A 17,567-nucleotide genomic window follows, 5' to 3' on the forward strand; every position below is an offset into this window, starting at 1 on the left:
TAACCCGCCAGCGGTGGAGAAGTGGTTACCGCAGGGGTGTTTATGCGGCGTTTGCCATTCGGGGGCTGACTGACCCTTTGCTCGTCCCGCCAACGTCATTGCGAGCGTAGCGAAGCAATCCAGGGCCGCATCACGGCCCCCTGGATTGCTTCGCTACGCTCGCAATGACGGATGAGGTCGCGACGGGGATCAGCGCAGGTAGCTGAACAGCGACAGCTGCGACAATTTCGAGAAGCTCGACTGCGTCGCGTTGAGGATCGTCATCGTCTTGGCGAATTCCGCCGCGGTCGCGGTCATGTCGGTATCCTCGAGCGACGAGCGCAGCTCCTCGCGGTCGGCCGAGACATTCTCCTGCAGCGTCTGCTGAAGCTCGACCCGCGCTGCGCGCGCGCCGACTGACGACTGGACGATCGACACCTGGTCGGTGGCGCTGTTGACCTTGTCGAGCGCGCCGCGCGCCGCCTCGCCGGTCGGGTCGCCACCCTGCAACGCCGCGGCGAGCTGCGACAGGATCGCGAGCGTGTCGCCGCCCGGGCTCTGGAAGATGCGCGCGGCGGTCTCGGTCGGCTGGATCGACATGTTGTCGGCGATCGGCACCTCCGACAGGGCCGGCGCGGTATTGTAGGTGAAGGTGCCGTCGTCCTTCTTCGTGATCGCCGCGTCGCCGCTGGCGCTGCCGAACAGCGAACGGCCGTTCGAATCGGTGACGTTGCCCAGCCCGATCAGCGTGTCGACGACCGCCTTCATCTCGTCGCCGATGACCTTACGGTCCTGCACGCTGAGCGAGCCGTTGCTGGCGCGCACCGTCAGTTCGGTCGCGCGCTGCATCTGCGTGTAGATCGAATCGAGCGTCGTGTCGGCCTGCGACAGCAACGACGACGACATGTTCATGTTCGACGTGTAGGCGGCGGCGTCGATATTCTTGCGATCGAATTCGGCGAGCTGCTGCCCGACCGCGACATTCTCGGACGGTGAGGTGAATTTCTTGCCGGTCGCCAGCTGGGTCTGGAGCTTGACCGCGTTCGACATCAACGACCCCATCCGGGCCGCGGACCGATCGAACATGAGGCTGCTAGAGATCTGCATGACGGTTACCTGATCTCGAGGATCGACTGGAAGGTTTCCTTGGCGACCTGGATGACGCGACTCGAGGCCTGATACGCCTGCTGATATTTCAGCAGGTCGACCGCTTCGTTATCCAGATTGACCCCGGTCAGTTCGGAGCGTGTGGTGATCGCGCCGTCGCGGATCGTGGTCTGCGCCTCCGCGACCAGCCGCCGCTGCTTGAGCGTGGCGGCATTGTCGGTGACGAGCCCCTGCACGCTGCCCTCGAACCCCATGGTGCTGCGCTTGCCGGCGAGTGACACGAGATTCGACGCGTCGCGGGATCCGCCGGCGCGCCCCGCGGCGGCGATCTGGTCGCCGCCGGTCAGGATCACCTTGAATTGCGTCGGGTCGGTGGTGCTCGCCTCGAAAAAATCGGTGCCGGCATTGCCCTTCAGGTCGTCGCCCGCGGCTTGCAGCGTATTGACGGTCTCGGTCAGATCCTTGGCGATGCGGCCCAGCGCATCACGGGTGGTGGCGATCCGTTGCGCGCCCTCGACCATCCCCGCGAGCGACCCGCCTTCGGGATCGAACACGGTCGGCGAGCCGCTCGGCGGACGGACCGCCAGCGCGACATTGCTGCCGGTGCGACCATAAGCCACCTCGCTGGCGTCGCGCGGATCGACCAGCACCGGGCCGTTCGGGCCGGCGGCGCGGACGGTAGCACGGCCGTAATCGTCGATCTTGACGTCGATGTCGGTCAGCGCGCTCATCTGCTGGAGCAGGTCGTCGCGCTGGTCCATCAACCCGGCCATCGCCGAGGTGCCGGGCGCGGTCTTCACCAGCCCCTGATTGACCTTGAGCACCGCCTGATTGAGCCGGGTGAGCTCGGCGGCGGCCTGTCCGGCCTGCCCGTCCAGCTCGGCGGCCGAATCGTCGAGCGCGCGCGCGGTGACGCCGAACGCATCGGCGACCGACGAGCCGGCGCTCAGCATCCCGGCGCGCAGCGCGGTGGAGGACGGATCGGCCTGCAGCGCAGTGCCGGCGGCGAAGAAGGCGGTCATCCGCGACGACAGTCCGCCGCTGCCCAGCGCGGTCTCGATCCGCTCCAGCCAGACCGAGCCGGCCTCGGTCCGTGACAGGTCCGACGCGGCGGTGCGCAGCGTCTGGTCGGCATAGGCGTTGCCGGCGCGCAGGATGTTGAAGGCCGACGACCCCATCCCGTTCGGCGACGAGGTATTGAAGCCGGTGCCGCCGGTGATCTCGCGGATGCTGGGGGTGCGCCGCACATAGGACGCATTGCCGGCATTGGCGATGTTCTCCGACGTCGTCGCCAGCGCCGTCTGATACGTGCGCACGCCCGAAGCGCCAAGGGAGAGCAGATCACTCATGCGGTGAGAGTCGCACGATTCGGGTTAAGATCGGGTTTATACGGTGATTGACAGGCGTTTGGCTCATTGCCCGGTCTTTGGGGGAGGCAAGGCTCGCCTCAAGGTCGTCGTCATTGCGAGCGGAGCGAAGCAATCCAGGGCGTCCGGGTCCGGCTCCGGATTGCTTCGCTCCGCTCGCAATGACGAACAAGGGTCAGGGCTTCGGCGTGGCCGCCGCCGCCCCGTCCGCAGCCGTACCCATCTCCGGCTGCGACTGCGCCAGAAACTTGCTCATCGCCTGCCCGATGCCGAGCGGGTGGTGCTCGGCCATGTTCTGGACGACCTTCTGGTCGCTCATGTCGCGGAACGTATCCATCGCCTTGCTGTCGATCAGCGGGTCGGCGAGCTTCGCCTGTCGCATCGATTTCAGCATCATGCCGGTGAACACCGACTCAAATTGCTGCGCGGCCTTGTCGAGGTTCTGCTTCGTCGCCGCGCGGGCGAGCCCCGTATCGAGCCCGGTCTGGCCGGAGATGCTGCCGCCGATCGCGGAGGGCGCGTCGCCCATCACAGCACCACCAGTTCGGCCTTGAGCGCGCCGGCTTCCTTGAGCGCCTCGAGGATTGCGACCAGATCGGCGGGTGACGCGCCGATCGCGTTCACCGCCTTCACGACATCGGCCAGCTTCGGGCCGGGCGACAGCAGGAACATCGGCTTCTTCTCCTCGGTGACCTGCACGTTCGAGCGGTTCTCCAGCGCGGTCTGGCCGTTGCTGAGCGGCGCGGGCTGGCTGACGCGCTGGCTCTCGTCGACGCGGACGGTCAGCTTGCCGTGCGTCACCGCCGCAGGGGCGAGCCGCACCGCGGAGTTGATGACGACGGTGCCGGTGCGCGCGTTGACGATCACCTTGGCGGGCGGCTCGGCACTGTCGACGTTGAGGTTCTCGATCTCGCTCATCAGCGTCGCACGGACGTCGGCGCCGACCGGCGCGCGCACCGCCACCGACACCGCATCGGTCGCCTGCGCCGAGCCAAAGCCGAGCTTGCGGTTGATCGCCGCGGCGACGTTCTGCGCGGTGGTGAAATCGGCGCGCGCGAGATTGTAGGTGAGGAACGGCGTGTCGGCGAAGCCGGTCGCGACCGCGCGCTCGACCGTGGCCCCCTCCGGGATGCGGCCGGTCGAGGGGACGTTGACGACGATCTTCGATCCGTCCGCACCCTCCGCGCCAAGGCCGCCGACCGCGAGATTGCCCTGCGCCATCGCATAGACCTGCCCGTCGGCGCCCAGCAGCGGGGTGAGCACCAATGCGCCGCCGCGCAACGACTTGGCCTTACCCATCGAGGCGACGGTAATGTCGATCCGCTGCCCGGGCTTGGCGAAGGGCGGCAGCTCGGCGGTGATCAGCACCACCGCGGCGTTCTTCAGCCCCGGATTGGCACTGGCGGGCAGTTGCAGCCCGAAGCGCGAGGCGACCGCCTTCACCGACTGCACGGTATATTCGAGATTGTCGTCGCCGGTGCCGGGCAGCCCGACCACCACGCCGTAACCGGTCAGCTGGTTCGAGCGGATGCCCTGGAACCCGCCGAGATCCTTGATCCGGTCGGCGTGCGCCGGAAATGAAACCAGCAGCGCGACCAGCGCGATGAACAGCGTGCGCAGCATCAGAACGGGCTCACCACCTGGAAGAAGCGGGACAGCCAGCCCTGACGGCTGGCGCGGGCGACGTCGCCCTTGCCGGTATAGGCGATCTGCGCATCGGCGACGCGGGTCGAGGGCACGCGATTGTCGCGGTCGACATCGGCGAAGCGGACGATCCCCTTGATCTGCACGAACTCGTCGCCGCGGTTGAGCGTCACGCGCTTCTGCCCGCGCACCAGCATCGTGCCGTTGGGATAGACTTCGGCAACGGTCACCGACACTTCGCCGGACAGCGAGTTCGACTGGTCGGCCGCGCCGGTGCCGTTGAAGCCGCGGTTGCCGCTGGCACCGACGTCGCTGGAGCTGAGCAGGCCGCCGAGCGGCCCGGTGCTCGGCGGTGTCAGCCCGAACGAACCCTTGGAATCGATCTTCGACGCCGACGACTTCGAGGCGGCGGTACGCTCGACCAGCACGATCGTCAGCGGATCGCCGACGCGGCGCGCCCGCCAGCCTTCATAGAGCGCTGCATAGCCGGTCGACGCCTGGAAGATCGCACCATCGGCGACTGGCGCGGTCGGCACCGGGGCAACCGGCTCGACGCGCGCGGCGCTGAAGTCCTCGCCCGGCTTCTTCTTGAGCAGCTTGCCGAACACGCTGGCGTGCGCCGGGGCGGGCACCAAAGCGACCGCGGCGGCGGCGCCGAGCACGCCGCCCACGATCACGCGGAGCCGACGAAAAGAGAGCGACATCATCATGATGCGACTCATGACAGATTTTGGTTAACGGTTTTCAGCATGTCGTCGGTGGCGGAGATCATCTTTGAGTTGACCTCATAGGCGCGCTGCGTCTCGATCATGTCGACCAGCTCCTCGACGACGTTGACGTTGCTCGCCTCCAGCGTTCCCTGCCGCACGCGGCCGCGCCCGTCCTCGCCGGGCACGCCCATGTTGGCCGCGCCGCTGGACGCGGTTTCGAGCAGGAAGTTGTCGCCGTTCGATTCGAGCCCCGCCGAGTTCGGGAAGCTGGCGACCTGGATCTGGCCGAGGTTCTGCCCCTCGGCCTGCCCCGGGATCGTCGCCGTGACGGTGCCGTCGGTGCCGATCGTGATCTGCGTGGCGTTGGTCGGCACGGTGATCCCGGGCATCACCTGATAGCCCTGGCTGGTGATGAGCAAGCCCTCCGGCGAGCGCGAGAAATTGCCGGCGCGGGTATAGCCGAGCTGCCCGCCGGGCATCTGCACCTGGAAATAGCCGTTGCCGTCGAGCGCGAGGTCGAGGCTGTTGCCGGTCTGGCTCATCGACCCCTGCGTCTCGGTGCGCGACGTGCCCTGCACGCGCACGCCGGTGCCGAGGTTGAGCCCGGTGGCGTATTTGGTCTCACCGGTCGACTGCGCGCCCGGCGCGGTGACGACCTGATAGGACAGCGTCTCGAACGCGGCGCGGTCGCGCTTGAACCCGGTCGTGCTGACGTTGGCGAGGTTGTTCGAAATGACGCGCATCCGCGTGTCCTGGGCGTCGAGCCCGGTGCGCGCGATGTGCATGGCGGCGGTGGTCATCAGTCAGTCCTTCCTCAGCCCGGCAGGCGCATCACCGATGCGCTCGATTCGTCCATGGAGCGGGCCTCTTTCAGCAAGTTGGCCTGCACTTCGTAGCTGCGCTGGTTCTCGATCATGTCGACCAGCGCCTGGGTCATGTTGACGTTGGAGCCTTCCAGCGCACCGCCGGCGACCTTGGCGTCGAGATCGGCCGGCATCGTGCCGCCGCCGCGCACGCGCATCAGATTGTCGAGCCCCTTCACGGAATCAGTGCCCTTGCTCGACACCACCTTCAGGCGGTCGACGACGGTGACCTGCCCGGTCTTGTCGCCCTGCGGCACGATCGAGATCGAGCCGTCCGACCCGATGCTGATCGAATCGTACGGCGGCAGGGTGATCGGGCCGCCTTGCCCCATGACAAGGAAGCCGTCGCCGGTCTGGAGCGTCCCCGACTCGGAAACCGACAGGTCGCCGCGCCGCGTATAGGCCTCAGAGCCGTCCGACGCCTGCACCGCCAGCCATTTGTCGGCATCGCCGAGCGCGACGTCGAGCGGACGCCCGGTCTGCTGGACGACGCCCGGCGCGCGATCGGCGTCGCGCACCTCTTCCGAGGTCGGCTGGCGCGCCGAAAGCTGCGTCGAGCCGTCGGACAGGATGATCCGGTCGAACACCACGCGATCGGCGCGGAACCCGGTGGTGGAGACGTTCGCCATGTTGTTGGCGATCGCGGCCTGCGACTGCATGTGCGCGCGCAGGCCCGTCGCCGCGGTATAGACCAGTTTGTCCACTTACATCCTCTCCGACGTCTCGACCGACTGCATCAGCCGCGGATGTTGAGGATCGCCTGCGACACCTGCGTCGCGGTATCGAGCGCCTTCGAGTTCGCCTGGAAGTTGCGCTGCGCGGCGATCAGGTTGACGAGTTCCTCGGTGATGTCGACGTTCGAGCCTTCGAGCTGGCCCGACTTCAGGCTGCCGAAGCCCTCGGCGGCGGCGAAGCCGAGCGTCGCCTTCCCCGAGATGCCCGTCGCCTGCCAATAGTTGCTGCCTGCCTGACGCAGCCCGGTCGGCGCCGAGAATTTCGCGATCGCCACCTTGCCGAGCGGCACGATGTCCGAGTTGGAATAGCTGGCCTTGATGATGCCCGCGTCGTCGACGGTGATGCCGACCAGCTGGCCAACCGCGACACCGTCCTGCACGCGGTTGCTGACCGCGGCAGCGGCCGAGGTCTGCGTGGAGCCCGACAGGTCGAGCTTGATCGTCTGCTGCGCCGCGCCCGAGGCCGGGATGAACGGCTTGAACTGGATCGCGGTCGGCGCGACCAGCGCGCCGGTCGTGTCATACTTTTGCGTGACCGGGCCGGGGCCGGTCGCCACGCCGTCGTCCGGGGTCAGCATCTGGTCGCCGACATAGGTGAAGACCTGCCACGTGCCCGTGTTCGGCGGGGTCGCGGTCGGCGCGCCCTCGGCGGTGCGGACATAATAGCTGGTCATCGTCATCGAATTGCCGTTCGCGTCATAGACGCGCGTCGCGACCGAGTTGTTGTAGGTGCCGGTGTCGGTGCGCTTGAACGCCGCCGCGTCCTTGACGGTCGCGGTCGACGGGATCTGCACTTTGGTGGCAACGTTCTTGGTCGGGCTCGGCGAGCCGCTGGTCGGCTGGATCTGCAGGTTGGTCAGCGACTTGTCGCCGGTTGCGGTGACGTTGCCGTCGTTATCGACCGGATAGACCATCAGATAGCTGCCCTGCGCGTCAATCACGTTGCGGCTGTCGTCGACGGTGAAGGCGCCGGTACGGGTGTAGTTGACCTGGTCCGACAGGCCGGTCGACTTCACGACGAAGAAGCCTTCGCCGAGGATCTGCATGTCGAGCGCGCTCTTGGTCTGGTTCGACGAACCGTCCGAGAACTGCTGCACGGTGCCCTTCACCGACACGCCCGAGCCGACCATCTTGCGCGGATCGGTCGAGACGTTCGACGAGATGACGTCGGCGAATGCGGTGCGGCTCTTCTTGAAGCCGTTGGTCGAGACGTTGGCGAGGTTGTGGCTGATGACCGACATGTCGGTCTGCATGGCCTGGAGGCCCGAAAGCGAGGTGAAGAAGGACATGGGAGGTACTCCTGCGGAAATATGTAGAGGGGAAGAGGGTCAGGCGACCTTGCGGACCGCGGCGGGATCGACCTTGCCGAGCCCGGTGACGTTCAGGACCGGCTCGGCGCCCGCGCTCAGGCTGACGGTTTCGACCGGCGCCCACACCAGCGACTTGGCGGGGACGATCGTGCTGCCGTTCGCTGCCTCGACGGTGACGGTGTAGGGGCCGTTCTCGACCTTGTTGCCGGCGTTGTCCTTGCCGTCCCAGCTATAGTCGACCGCGCCGGCCTCCTGCTTGCCGAGCTGGATGTTCTTGACTGCCAGTCCGTTCTTGTCGGTGATCGTGACATCGACGTCGGTCGCCGAGTTCGGCAGCTCGACCGCGCCCATGATCCCGCCCGCCGACCGCTCGTAGGCGGTCTTGCCCTCGGTCAGCACGGTGCGCCCGACGAAGCTCATCGCGTCGCTCGACGAGGTCGTGCCCAGCCGGTTGGCAATCCCGGCGAGCGTGCTGCTCATCTCGCTGATGCCGGCAACCTGCGAGAAGGTCGCCATCTGCGCGACCATCTGCGTATTGTCCTGCGGGTTCATCGGATCCTGGAACTGGAGCTGCGCGGTCATCAGGCGCACGAAGTCCTTCTGACCGAGCGTCGACTTGCCGACGTTCGCGCCGGCGTCGGTCGTGCCGGTGACGGAGTTGGAACGCGCGACTCCGGCGGAGGAGAAGATCGCGTCCTGCGCGGCCTTGTCGGCCCCGCTGGTATTGGCGGAAATGCTGGTCATGGTCAGCGACCCATCTTGAGAGTGTCGAGGATCAGCGTCTTGGCGGTCTGCATCACCTCGACGTTGTTCTGATAGCTGCGCGCGGTCTCCATCATGTCGACCAGCTCGCGCGATTCATCGACCGCGGCGTCGAAGACGTTGCCGTCCTTGTCGGCCAGCGGATGATTGGGGTCGTAGCGCTTGGTGGGCTTCTCGCCCGCGGTGACGATCTGCTGCACGTCGACGGTCGACAGTCCGCTCGCCTCGTCGAAGCTGGTGCGGAACACCGGCTTCATCGTCTTGTAGGCGGCATCCTCGGTGCCCGCGACGCCGCCGGCATTGGCGAGGTTCGAGGCGGTGGTGTTCATCCGCGTCAGCTGCGCCGACATCGCGCGGCCCGCGACCTGGAAGACCGTCATCGGGGTACCCGACATGGCTTATTCTCCCTTCAGCGCGCGGGTGATCTGCCCGATGCGTCCGTTGAGGAAAGCGAGCGTGCTCTGATATTGCACGGCGTTTTCGGCGAAGGCGGTCTGCTCGGTGGACAATTCCACCGTGTTGCCGTCCATCGACGGGTTGGTGGGGACGCGATACTTGAGCGCGCCGCCCAGATCGGTGCCGACGCCGCCCGGCTGACTCTCGACCGCGTTGAGCGCGGTGGTGAAGTCGATGTCGCGCGCCTTGAAATTGGGCGTCGATGCATTGGCGATGTTCGACGCCAGCACGCCCATGCGCTGTGAACGCACCTCCAGCGCGGCAGCGTGAACTCCGAACAATCCCTCGGCCATCGGCCCCAACTCCTCCATGCACGACAGGTGCACGAAGCTGTTGAGCAAAGGCCGTGCCAAATGGGTCGGGCAACGCATCGCCTTGACGCGCCTGGCAAAAAATTCCCTCGTCATTGCGAGCGCAGCGAAGCAATCCAGTGCCGGACCAGGACGCCCTGGATGGCTTCGCTGTGCTCGCAATGACGGGGGAGAGGGTAGCCGACCGGCAAAGCCTTGCCGGTTGCCGGCAAATCCACTTGCCGCCCGGCGGTGCCGTGGCCGCCTGCACCGGCGGCCGACTCACTTGGCCCGCGGCTTGCAACGGGGCGGGCATGACTCCCGCGCTGCTCTTCGACCCCGTGGCGCTGGCGATCGTGCTGGGCGGCACGATGCTGGCGACCATCCTGCGCACCCCGCTGCGCGATCTTGCGCGGGCGCTGTTCGCGACCACGACGCTGCCGCGCCGCCGCTTCCGCGCGGACGCGCGGCTGGAGCAGATCGCGACGCTGGCGCGGATCGCGCAGCGTCACGGCGTCCACGCGCTCGACCGCAGCGTGATCCGCGACACCGACATCGCCGCGGCGATCGTGCTGATCGTCGACGGTGCGCAAGCAGCGGTGGTGACCGAGACGCTCGACACCGCGCGCCGCCAGCGCGCCGAGCGGCACCGGATCGTCGTCGAATGCTGGACCGGCATCGCCGAGACCGCCCCCGCCATGGGGATGATCGGCACGCTGATCGGGCTGGTCGCGATGTTCACGCGGATGAGCGATCCGCAGGCGATCGGCGCGGCAATGGCGGTCGCGCTGCTGGCGACGCTATATGGCGCGCTGGTCGCCAATCTGGTTGCGATGCCGATCGCGGCGCGGCTGCGCACCGCGGCGCGCGCCGAACTGCTCGAGCGCGAGCGACTGGTCGCGCCGCTTGCCGGTCTCGCCGAGCGCGAGGCGCCGCGTGTTCGCGCCCGCGCACACGACCACGAAACATCGCTGGCGATCGTTGCACAGGACGAGGCGGCATGAGCGACGACGCACTGCTCGATGTCCAGCCCGGCCGGCCGCTGTGGCTCATCACGCTTGCCGATCTGGCGTTGCTGCTGGTCGGCTTCTTCGTGCTGCTCCAGGCCAATCAGACGATGACGCCGCGCGATCTGGCCCGCGGCATCGCCGAGGGGTTCGGTGTCGAGCCCGCCCCGGTCGCGATGCCGGTCGCCAGCCACGGGATTGCGGGGTTCGCGCCCGGCTCGGCGGTGTTGCCGCAATCGACCGACGCGCTTGTTACCTGGGCCCGCGCCGAGCTGCGTGATCCGCGCGTGCGGCTGACGGTCACCGCCAGCACCGACGGTAGCGCCACCGACGTCGATCCCGCGTCGCGCAGCGCGACGGTGCTCGCCGCCGACCGCGCGCGCGCCGTCGCCGCCGCGCTTGCCGCGGGCGGAGTGCCCGATGCGCGGCTGCTGCTTTCCACGACCCCCGCGCACGGTCCGCGCGCGGTGGCCGTCACGCTCGCCTTTGCCGGCGAGACCCCCTCGCAAGGAACACCCCGATGATCGCGCTGCTCGCCGCCGCCTCGCTCGTCTTTCAGGATACCGTCGCGATCGACCGCGCGGTCGCCGCCTTTACGACGCGTCCGATCGGTGCCGAGGGCGGCGCCCGCGCGCCGGTCGACGCGCGGCTGCGGCTCGCCACCTGCGGGATGGTCGCGCTGTCGTGGCGCACCGACGCGCATGACGCGGTGGTGGTCGCCTGCGCCGACCCGGCCTGGCGAATCTTCGTGCCGGTGATCGCACCGCCGCGCGCCGCCACCGCGGCCCCGGCGGTTCTACATGCCGGGGCGGTCGCCCCCGCAGCGCGGGTTGAACCGGTGATCCGGCGCGGCGATTCCGTGACGATCGAGGCCGGCTCGGACGGTTTCTCGATCACCCGAGAAGGCGTCGCGATGGCTGATGCAGCCCCCGGCGGGCGCGTGATGGTACGGGTCACCGACTCCGCGCGTCCGGTGCAGGCGGTGGCCGTCGACGCGGGCCGCGCGACGCTGCCCGGCTGGACGGAATAAAAAAGTGCTAAAGCCGCCCGTCCAACGGTCGTTTCTGCCGGTGTCAGCGGAAACCCACGGGTGTGGACATGGTGGAATCAATAGGATCAGCGACGATCAGAACGGGGGTTTCCTCCGTTGCGGCCGTCCAGCCGGCCGCAAAGGCCGCCCCGGTCGCCAAGTTGGCACCGGTCACGAAGCAGGCGGGCACCGATGCCGCGCAGGCGCCGGGTGCGCTGGCCAGCGCGATGGCGGCCGAGCCGCCGGTCAACGCGGACCGCGTGCAGCAGATCAAGACCGCGCTCGCCAACGGGACCTTCCCGTTGTCGCCGTCGACGATCGCCGATCAGTTCATCGCCCTGCGCTACGATTGGATGTCCCGTAATGAACAGGCGTGATGCGCTGGTGCGCGTGATCGACATGCTCCATGCCGAGATCACCGCGCTCAAGACCAACGATATGAACGCGCTGGAGCGCGCGACGTCGAACAAGCTGCGGGCGATCGAGGAATTGCAGCAGCTCGGCGACGGCCCCGCCACCCCGGAGCTGCGCGGACTGGTCGAGGAGGCGGATCGCCTCAACGACACCTGCCGCATCTACGTGAACCTGATGGCGGCAAATGTTCGCCGCCGCCTGCAACTTCTTTCCGGTCAGGGCGGCAGCTCCTATGGCCGCAGCGCCGCCGCCTACGCCTGACCGATTGCCCGACCGCTGACACGACGACGCCCCGGCCCACCGCCGGGGCGTTGTGATTCTGCCCTTACTTCGTCATTGCGAGCGGAGCGAAGCAATCCAGAGCCGGACCAGGACGCCCTGGATTGCTTCGCTACGCTCGCAATGACGGAGAGCGCTTGGCACGCCCCTTGCACATATGCCGGGCATGACCGTTGCCACGATCACCTCTGCCACCCAGCGGGTCACCTCCGCGATCCAGCGCGCTGCGCAGCGCACGGGCGTCGACTTTGATTACCTGATGGGTCAGGCACGGCTGGAGAGCGGGCTCAACGCCAATGCGCGTTCGGGCACCTCGTCCGCGACCGGCCTGTACCAGTTCCTCGACCAGAGCTGGCTCGCGGTCGTCAAGCAGCATGGCGCCGAGCATGGGCTGAGCTGGGCCGCCGACAGCATCCAGAAGTCGGGCGGGCGCTACACCGTCGCCGGCGGCAACCGCGAGGCGATCCTCGCGCTGCGCAAGAACCCGGAAGTCTCGGCCTTGATGGCCGCCGAGCATGCTAGCGACAACAAGGGCGCGATCGAGGCGGTCACCGGGCGCGAGGCGACCGGCACCGATCTGTACATGGCGCATTTCCTCGGCATCGGCGGTGCGCGCACCTTCCTGTCGGCGATGCAGAGCAATCCCGATCGCAGCGCGGCGGCGGTCTTCCCGACCGCGGCGCGCGCGAACCGCAGCGTGTTCTTCGAGCGCGACGGCTCCGCCCGCTCGCTGTCGGAGGTCTACAAGCGCTTCGCCGATAAGCTCGGCAACGGGTCGGACGCGGCGGCGACCGCCAAGGCGAACAACCAGTGGCAGTTCGCCGCGCAGGCGCTGTCGATAGGCGAGGACGCCACCGTCGTCACCGGCACCGGGCAGAGCGCCACCGACGCGCTCGACTGGGCGAAATCGGCGCTCGGCCAGCGTGGCAATCAGGCCAGCCTGCTGCGCCCGTCGCCCGACAATGCCCGGCTCGCCTATATGATGCTCGCCGGGCTGGGGCGCTAGACGATGAAGATTCTCGCCGCCATGCGCCAGGGCGCGCTGCCCGCCGCGACGCTGTTGCTCGTCGTGCTGATGGTCGTGCCGATTCCGGCCTTCATGCTCGACGTGTTCTTCATCATGAACATCACGATCAGCCTCGCGGTGCTGATGGTCGCGCTCAACGCCGAGAAGCCGCTCGACTTCTCGTCCTTCCCGACCGTGCTGCTGTTCGCGACCCTGTTCCGGCTCGGCCTGAACGTCGCGTCGACGCGCATTGTGCTGGTCCACGGCCACACCGGCTCGGCGGCGGCGGGGCATGTCATCGAGGCGTTCGGTTCGTTCGTGATCGGCGGCGACTATGTCGTCGGCCTGTTCGTGTTCGCGATCATCGTCATCATCAACCTGATCGTCGTCACCAAGGGTGCGGGCCGCGTCTCCGAAGTGTCGGCACGCTTCACGCTCGACGCCCTGCCGGGCAAGCAGATGGCGATCGACGCCGATCTCAACGCCGGGCTCATCACCCCGGACGAGGCCAAGAAGCGCCGCGTCGACGTCGCGACCGAGGCCGAATTCTACGGCTCCATGGACGGTTCGTCGAAGTTCGTGAAGGGCGACGCGGTCGCCGGCCTGCTGATCCTCGCCGCGAACATCGTCGGCGGGCTGATCCTCGGCCCCGTCAGCCACGGGCTGACGATCGCCAAGGCCGCGCAGACCTACACCATGCTCGCGATCGGCGACGCGCTGGTCGCGCAGGTGCCCGCGCTGCTGCTGTCGATCGCCGCCGCCGCCATCGTCACCCGCGTGAAGTCCGAGAAGGACCTCGCGGGCCAGATCGGCAGCCAGTTCGGCTCGGCGCGCACCTGGACGCCGGTGGCGGTGATCCTCGTGCTGCTCGGCGTGATGCCGGGGATGCCGCATTTCGTCATCCTGCCGCTCGCCGGCGCCGCCGGGTTCGCCGCGTGGAAGCTGAACCAGATCGCCAAGCGCCCCGCAATCGTCGAAGCGCCGCCTGCGGTCGAGGCACCCGATCCCTCCAAGATCGGCTGGGACGAAGTGTCGGAGACGATGCTGGTCAATCTCGACATCGGTTACGGGCTGGTCCCGCTGGTCGACGAGCGTCGCGGTGCGCCGCTGATGGGCCGGATCACCGGCGTGCGCCGCCAGCTGTCGAAGGAACTCGGCTTCGTGGTGCCGCAGGTGCGCGTCCGCGACGACATCAACCTGCCACCCTACACCTATCGCGTGATGCTGGGCGGCGTGTGCGTCGGCGAGGATCAGGTTTCGCCCGACGAGATGCTGGCGCTCGATACCGGTCAGGGCTTCGGCGAGCTGATCGGCAAGAAGGCCAAGGACCCGACCTTCGGGCTCGACGCGACGTGGATCGCCACCGGCGACGCCGATGTCGCGACCGGTCAGGGCTATCTGGTCGTCGATTCGGGCACCGTCATCGCCACGCACCTCAACCATGCGCTGGGCGCCAATGCCGGCGACCTGCTGGGCGCGGACGAGGTCCAGTCGCTGCTCGACGAGCTGAAAGAGCGCGCGCCGCAACTGGTCGCCGCACTGGCGCCGCTGCCGCTCACCTCATTGGCGACCGTGCTCAAGGGGCTGTTGTCGGAAGGCATCCAGCTCCGCGAATTCCGCCGCATCGCCGCTGCGATCTCGCTCGCCGCACAGCGCAGCGTCGACCCGGTCGAGATCATCGAACTGATCCGCCCGGAACTCGGCTCGCTGATCATCGCCAAGCTGGCCGGCGTGCGCGAACCGTTGCGCGTGATGACGCTGGAGGGTGGGCTGGAGCAGTTGCTCGGCCAGGCCGCGCGCAGCGACCCCGGCCGCCACGTCATCGAACCCGAACTCGGCCGTCGCATCGTCGACGCGCTGCAAGCCGCGGCCCAGCCGCTCATTGCGGAAGCGAAGCCGTTCGCGCTGGTCGTCCAGCCCGCGATCCGCGTCGCCATCCGCAAACTCGTCCGCACTGTTCTACCGGATACGCCCGTCATGAGCTTCTTCGAAGTCCCCGAGGACAAGGCCGTCGAGGTCGTCGCGATCATCGGCAATCAGCCGCAGCAGCAGGCGCTGGCGGCATGAGCGCCGAACCGATGCCGCAGGCGTTCACCGGCGCCCAGCCCGTCTCGCTGCCCGCCATCCCGGCCGCCGCGCTGCCGCTCGACGGCGCGCCGCTCACCTACAGGCCGCGAGCCCGCGCGCGCGACGAGAATGCGCTGGTGCGCGAGCATCTGCCGCTCGTCCGCCGGCTGGCGTGGCATGTCCACGGCTCGGTCTCGACCGCGATCGAGGTGGAGGATCTGGTGCAGGTCGGGCTGGTCGCCTTGGTCGAGGCGGTCGCCGCGTTCGAGGATCGCGGGCAGGTGACGCTCAGGCAATATCTGGTCACCCGCCTGCGCGGCGCAATGATCGACGAGCTGCGCCGCCACGCGGCAATGACCCGCGGCGCGATCCGCCGGAAGCGCGAATATGCCCGCGCGGTCAACCAGCTGAGCCATCAATACGGCCGCGCGCCGACCGAGCGCGAGCTGGCTTCGCGGCTGGAGGTGACGCCGGAGAAACTGCGCACCGAATATGCCGCGGCCGAGGCGATCAAATATGAGTCGATCGACGAGGTCTATGCCGACGACCAGCCGTGGTTCGCCAGCAATGAGCCCGATGCCTTCGAGCAGCTTTCCGATACGCAGACGCGCGACCGGCTGATCGCCGCGATCGCGGCGCTGCCCGAGCGCGAGCAGCTGGTGATCCAGCTGTATCACGTCGAGGAACTTAACCTCGAGGAAATCGGCCAGGTGCTCGGCATCGGCGCGGCGCGGGTCTGCCAGATCAAGAGCGCGGCACACGCCCGGCTCAAGAAGGCGCTGGCGCAGCGGTGAGGGTTGCGACCTTCGCCGGTGGCCGCGCGTTGGTGCGGCGATCAGGAGGAGGAACGCGATGACCGAACCCCGCAGCCACCCCGCGCTCAGCGAAGACCAGCGCGATCCCGACGGCGGCGATGCCCCGGACGATCTGCCGGCGGGTGAGCCGGACGACAACCCCGACGACCTGACGGTGTCGGACGACGCGTGAACGAGAACCCCGGGGGCCGGATGCGGTCGCCGGGTTTTTTGTTTGTGGGTGGCGGCCGGCGGGGTCGAGCTGAGCCTCCCGTCCCTGTCGCCCCTGCGCAGGCAGGGGCCCATGGCTGCCACGTGTTGCGCAACGCTGACACAGATCCGACCTGCCTGTGTCAGATCCGGCACCCGGACGAGACAGACATAGGCCCCTGCCTGCACAGGGGCGACGGGCGTGAGGTAACTGACTGCGGCGGCTTCCATCACCTTCCAGGCAGCCGACCCACGGCACGTCGCCTCGTCACCGAAGGGCCGAGCCGCCATCCCATTAGCCTCGCGCGCTGCGACGTAGCGGAGGTCCCGGATCTAATCGGGGACGACGAGGGAACAGCGGGCCGCAGCGGTCCCCTTCATTCACCGTCGCTCCTGCGAAGGCAGGAGCCTATGACTGCATCGTCTCGCGCGTCGCCGACACGTTAACCAGCGCGCCTGTGTCACAACGCCCACCCAACCGCTGCAGACATGGGCCCCTGCCTGCGCAGGGCGACGACGGGTGGTGCGTGCCGGACAGACGGACCGCTCGCTTCGACCTCCGGCCACCCTCACCTTCCTTCTCGGTTATAACCAGCTCGCCCAAGCCGCTGCGACGTAGCGGGGTTCCGCATCAAGTCCGGGACGACGAGGGAGCAGAGGGTCGAAGCCGTCCCCTTCATTCACCGTCGCTCCTGCGCAGGCAGGAGCCTATGACTGCATCGTCTCTCACAACGCCGACCCGCTAACCGGCCCACCTGTGTCACGCCGCTCACCCGGACGATACAGCCAAGGGCCCCTGCCTGCGCCGGGGTAACGGACAGCCTCCCCCCGAAAACGAGAAAACCCCCGCCAGCCTTGCGGCTGACGGGGGTCTTTCTGTCCGGCACCGGCCCCGCTCTGATCGGGGGCGAGAGGCCGGTGGTCGGCTGCCGGACTTAGCCGAGCAGCTTCATCACGCCCTGCTGCGACTGGTTGGCCTGCGCCAGCATCGCGGTCGAGGCCTGGCCGAGGATCTGCGCCTTGGCGAGCGCGGTCGTCTCGGTCGAGAAGTCAGCGTCCTCGATACGGCTCTTGGCATCCGACAGGTTGGTCGCGGTGGTGGTCAGGTTGTTGACCGTCGATTCCAGCCGGTTCTGCGCCGCACCCATCGTGCCACGCGCCGACGAGATCTTGTCGAGCGCGTTGTCGATCACCGCCATCGCTGCCGAGGCACCAGCCTGGGTTGCGATCGAGACCGTACCGGCGGTCTTGCCGGCGGTGAAGCCCGCGTTCGCCGGGGTCGTGCCATCGATGTTGATGCCGGTGCCCGACATGTCTTCCAGCGATACCGCGCCGACCGCGGTCGCGGCCCCGGTCAGGGTGATCGCCGCATTCTGATTGTCAGTCGCCGACGTGAAGATGCTCTTGACCGAGTCGTCGATGGCGATGTTGCTGCCGTCCTTGCTGGTCAACACCAGATTGCCGCTCTTGTCCGCGCTGGCGGTGACCTGCGATCCGGTACCGTTCAGCGTCTGGTTGATGCGAGCAGCAAGCGAGGT

The 17,567-nt window shown here is 68.0% G+C and carries 20 protein-coding genes and 1 pseudogene; 9 read left to right on the forward strand and 12 right to left on the reverse strand.

The window, feature by feature from the left end; all coding sequences use genetic code 11:
- Positions 1-189: 189 nt before the first annotated feature.
- The 11 genes from BACI71_RS00180 to BACI71_RS00230 form a co-directional block, all read right to left on the reverse strand.
- Positions 190-1,029 carry a flagellin N-terminal helical domain-containing protein gene (locus tag BACI71_RS00180; protein ID WP_159753440.1) on the reverse strand — a complete coding sequence of 280 codons (840 nt, stop codon included), beginning with the start codon at positions 1,027-1,029 and terminating at the stop codon, positions 190-192.
- A gap of 62 nt (positions 1,030-1,091) precedes the next feature.
- Positions 1,092-2,435: a flagellar hook-associated protein FlgK gene (gene flgK, locus BACI71_RS00185; protein ID WP_159753443.1), complete on the reverse strand. Its 1,344-nt coding sequence runs from the start codon at positions 2,433-2,435 to the stop codon at positions 1,092-1,094.
- A gap of 193 nt (positions 2,436-2,628) precedes the next feature.
- Positions 2,629-2,982, reverse strand: coding sequence for a rod-binding protein (locus tag BACI71_RS00190; protein WP_159753446.1), 354 nt, complete (start codon positions 2,980-2,982; stop codon positions 2,629-2,631).
- Positions 2,982-4,076 carry a flagellar basal body P-ring protein FlgI gene (locus BACI71_RS00195; protein ID WP_159753449.1) on the reverse strand — a complete coding sequence of 365 codons (1,095 nt, stop codon included), beginning with the start codon at positions 4,074-4,076 and terminating at the stop codon, positions 2,982-2,984. Before BACI71_RS00195 ends, BACI71_RS00190 begins: the two co-directional genes overlap by 1 nt.
- Positions 4,076-4,801 carry a flagellar basal body L-ring protein FlgH gene (locus BACI71_RS00200; protein ID WP_443018490.1) on the reverse strand — a complete coding sequence of 242 codons (726 nt, stop codon included), beginning with the start codon at positions 4,799-4,801 and terminating at the stop codon, positions 4,076-4,078. The genes BACI71_RS00195 and BACI71_RS00200 overlap by 1 nt, the downstream gene beginning before the upstream one ends.
- Positions 4,802-4,815: 14 nt before the next feature.
- A complete protein-coding gene (gene flgG, locus BACI71_RS00205) occupies positions 4,816-5,607 on the reverse strand; it encodes a flagellar basal-body rod protein FlgG (RefSeq protein ID WP_028967528.1) in 792 nt (263 codons plus the stop codon).
- Between the two features lie 14 nt (positions 5,608-5,621).
- Complete coding sequence (locus BACI71_RS00210; RefSeq protein WP_159753455.1) at positions 5,622-6,374, reverse strand: flagellar basal body rod protein FlgF; 753 nt, start codon at positions 6,372-6,374, stop codon at positions 5,622-5,624.
- A 32-nt stretch (positions 6,375-6,406) separates the two neighbouring features.
- A complete protein-coding gene (locus tag BACI71_RS00215; protein ID WP_159753458.1) occupies positions 6,407-7,693 on the reverse strand; it encodes a flagellar hook protein FlgE in 1,287 nt (428 codons plus the stop codon).
- Between the two features lie 39 nt (positions 7,694-7,732).
- Positions 7,733-8,458 carry a flagellar hook assembly protein FlgD gene (locus BACI71_RS00220; protein ID WP_159753460.1) on the reverse strand — a complete coding sequence of 242 codons (726 nt, stop codon included), beginning with the start codon at positions 8,456-8,458 and terminating at the stop codon, positions 7,733-7,735.
- Positions 8,459-8,460: 2 nt separating this feature from the next.
- Positions 8,461-8,871, reverse strand: a complete 411-nt coding sequence (flgC, locus tag BACI71_RS00225; RefSeq protein ID WP_028967532.1) for a flagellar basal body rod protein FlgC — start codon at positions 8,869-8,871, stop codon at positions 8,461-8,463.
- 3 nt (positions 8,872-8,874) lie between these two features.
- Positions 8,875-9,225 (reverse strand): flagellar basal body rod protein FlgB, encoded by a 351-nt coding sequence (locus BACI71_RS00230; protein ID WP_159760682.1) that lies wholly within the window; start codon positions 9,223-9,225, stop codon positions 8,875-8,877.
- A gap of 311 nt (positions 9,226-9,536) precedes the next feature.
- Between BACI71_RS00230 and BACI71_RS00235 the strand changes: the two genes are divergently transcribed.
- The 9 genes from BACI71_RS00235 to BACI71_RS18010 all read left to right on the forward strand — a co-directional run bounded on the left by BACI71_RS00235 (position 9,537) and on the right by BACI71_RS18010 (position 16,012).
- Positions 9,537-10,226, forward strand: coding sequence for a motility protein A (locus BACI71_RS00235; RefSeq protein WP_159753463.1), 690 nt, complete (start codon positions 9,537-9,539; stop codon positions 10,224-10,226).
- Positions 10,223-10,753 (forward strand): OmpA family protein, encoded by a 531-nt coding sequence (locus BACI71_RS00240; RefSeq protein ID WP_236552747.1) that lies wholly within the window; start codon positions 10,223-10,225, stop codon positions 10,751-10,753. Before BACI71_RS00235 ends, BACI71_RS00240 begins: the two co-directional genes overlap by 4 nt.
- Positions 10,750-11,259: a flagella basal body P-ring formation protein FlgA gene (locus BACI71_RS00245; protein ID WP_159753466.1), complete on the forward strand. Its 510-nt coding sequence runs from the start codon at positions 10,750-10,752 to the stop codon at positions 11,257-11,259. The genes BACI71_RS00240 and BACI71_RS00245 overlap by 4 nt, the downstream gene beginning before the upstream one ends.
- Positions 11,260-11,327: 68 nt before the next feature.
- Positions 11,328-11,636: a flagellar biosynthesis anti-sigma factor FlgM gene (flgM, locus tag BACI71_RS00250; RefSeq protein WP_236553042.1), complete on the forward strand. Its 309-nt coding sequence runs from the start codon at positions 11,328-11,330 to the stop codon at positions 11,634-11,636.
- Entirely contained in the window at positions 11,623-11,934 is a 312-nt protein-coding gene (locus BACI71_RS00255; protein ID WP_159753472.1) for a flagellar protein FlgN, read from the forward strand. The genes flgM and BACI71_RS00255 overlap by 14 nt, the downstream gene beginning before the upstream one ends.
- A 184-nt stretch (positions 11,935-12,118) precedes the next feature.
- On the forward strand, positions 12,119-12,958 hold the full coding sequence (locus BACI71_RS00260) for a transglycosylase SLT domain-containing protein (RefSeq protein ID WP_159753475.1): 840 nt from the start codon (positions 12,119-12,121) through the stop codon (positions 12,956-12,958).
- A gap of 3 nt (positions 12,959-12,961) precedes the next feature.
- On the forward strand, positions 12,962-15,025 hold the full coding sequence (gene flhA, locus BACI71_RS00265; RefSeq protein ID WP_159753478.1) for a flagellar biosynthesis protein FlhA: 2,064 nt from the start codon (positions 12,962-12,964) through the stop codon (positions 15,023-15,025).
- Positions 15,022-15,819, forward strand: a complete 798-nt coding sequence (locus BACI71_RS00270; RefSeq protein WP_159753481.1) for a sigma-70 family RNA polymerase sigma factor — start codon at positions 15,022-15,024, stop codon at positions 15,817-15,819. The genes flhA and BACI71_RS00270 overlap by 4 nt, the downstream gene beginning before the upstream one ends.
- Before the next feature lie 58 nt (positions 15,820-15,877).
- On the forward strand, positions 15,878-16,012 hold the full coding sequence (locus BACI71_RS18010) for a hypothetical protein (RefSeq protein WP_268894049.1): 135 nt from the start codon (positions 15,878-15,880) through the stop codon (positions 16,010-16,012).
- Between the two features lie 952 nt (positions 16,013-16,964).
- Here the strand turns inward: BACI71_RS18010 and BACI71_RS18170 are convergent.
- Positions 16,965-17,219: pseudogene (locus tag BACI71_RS18170) on the reverse strand (flagellin); the annotation flags it as partial.
- Between the last annotated feature and the right edge of the window lie 348 nt (positions 17,220-17,567).

Origin of the sequence: Sphingomonas sp. 8AM, assembly GCF_902506455.1 — a bacterium.
Taxonomy (GTDB): domain Bacteria; phylum Pseudomonadota; class Alphaproteobacteria; order Sphingomonadales; family Sphingomonadaceae; genus Sphingomonas.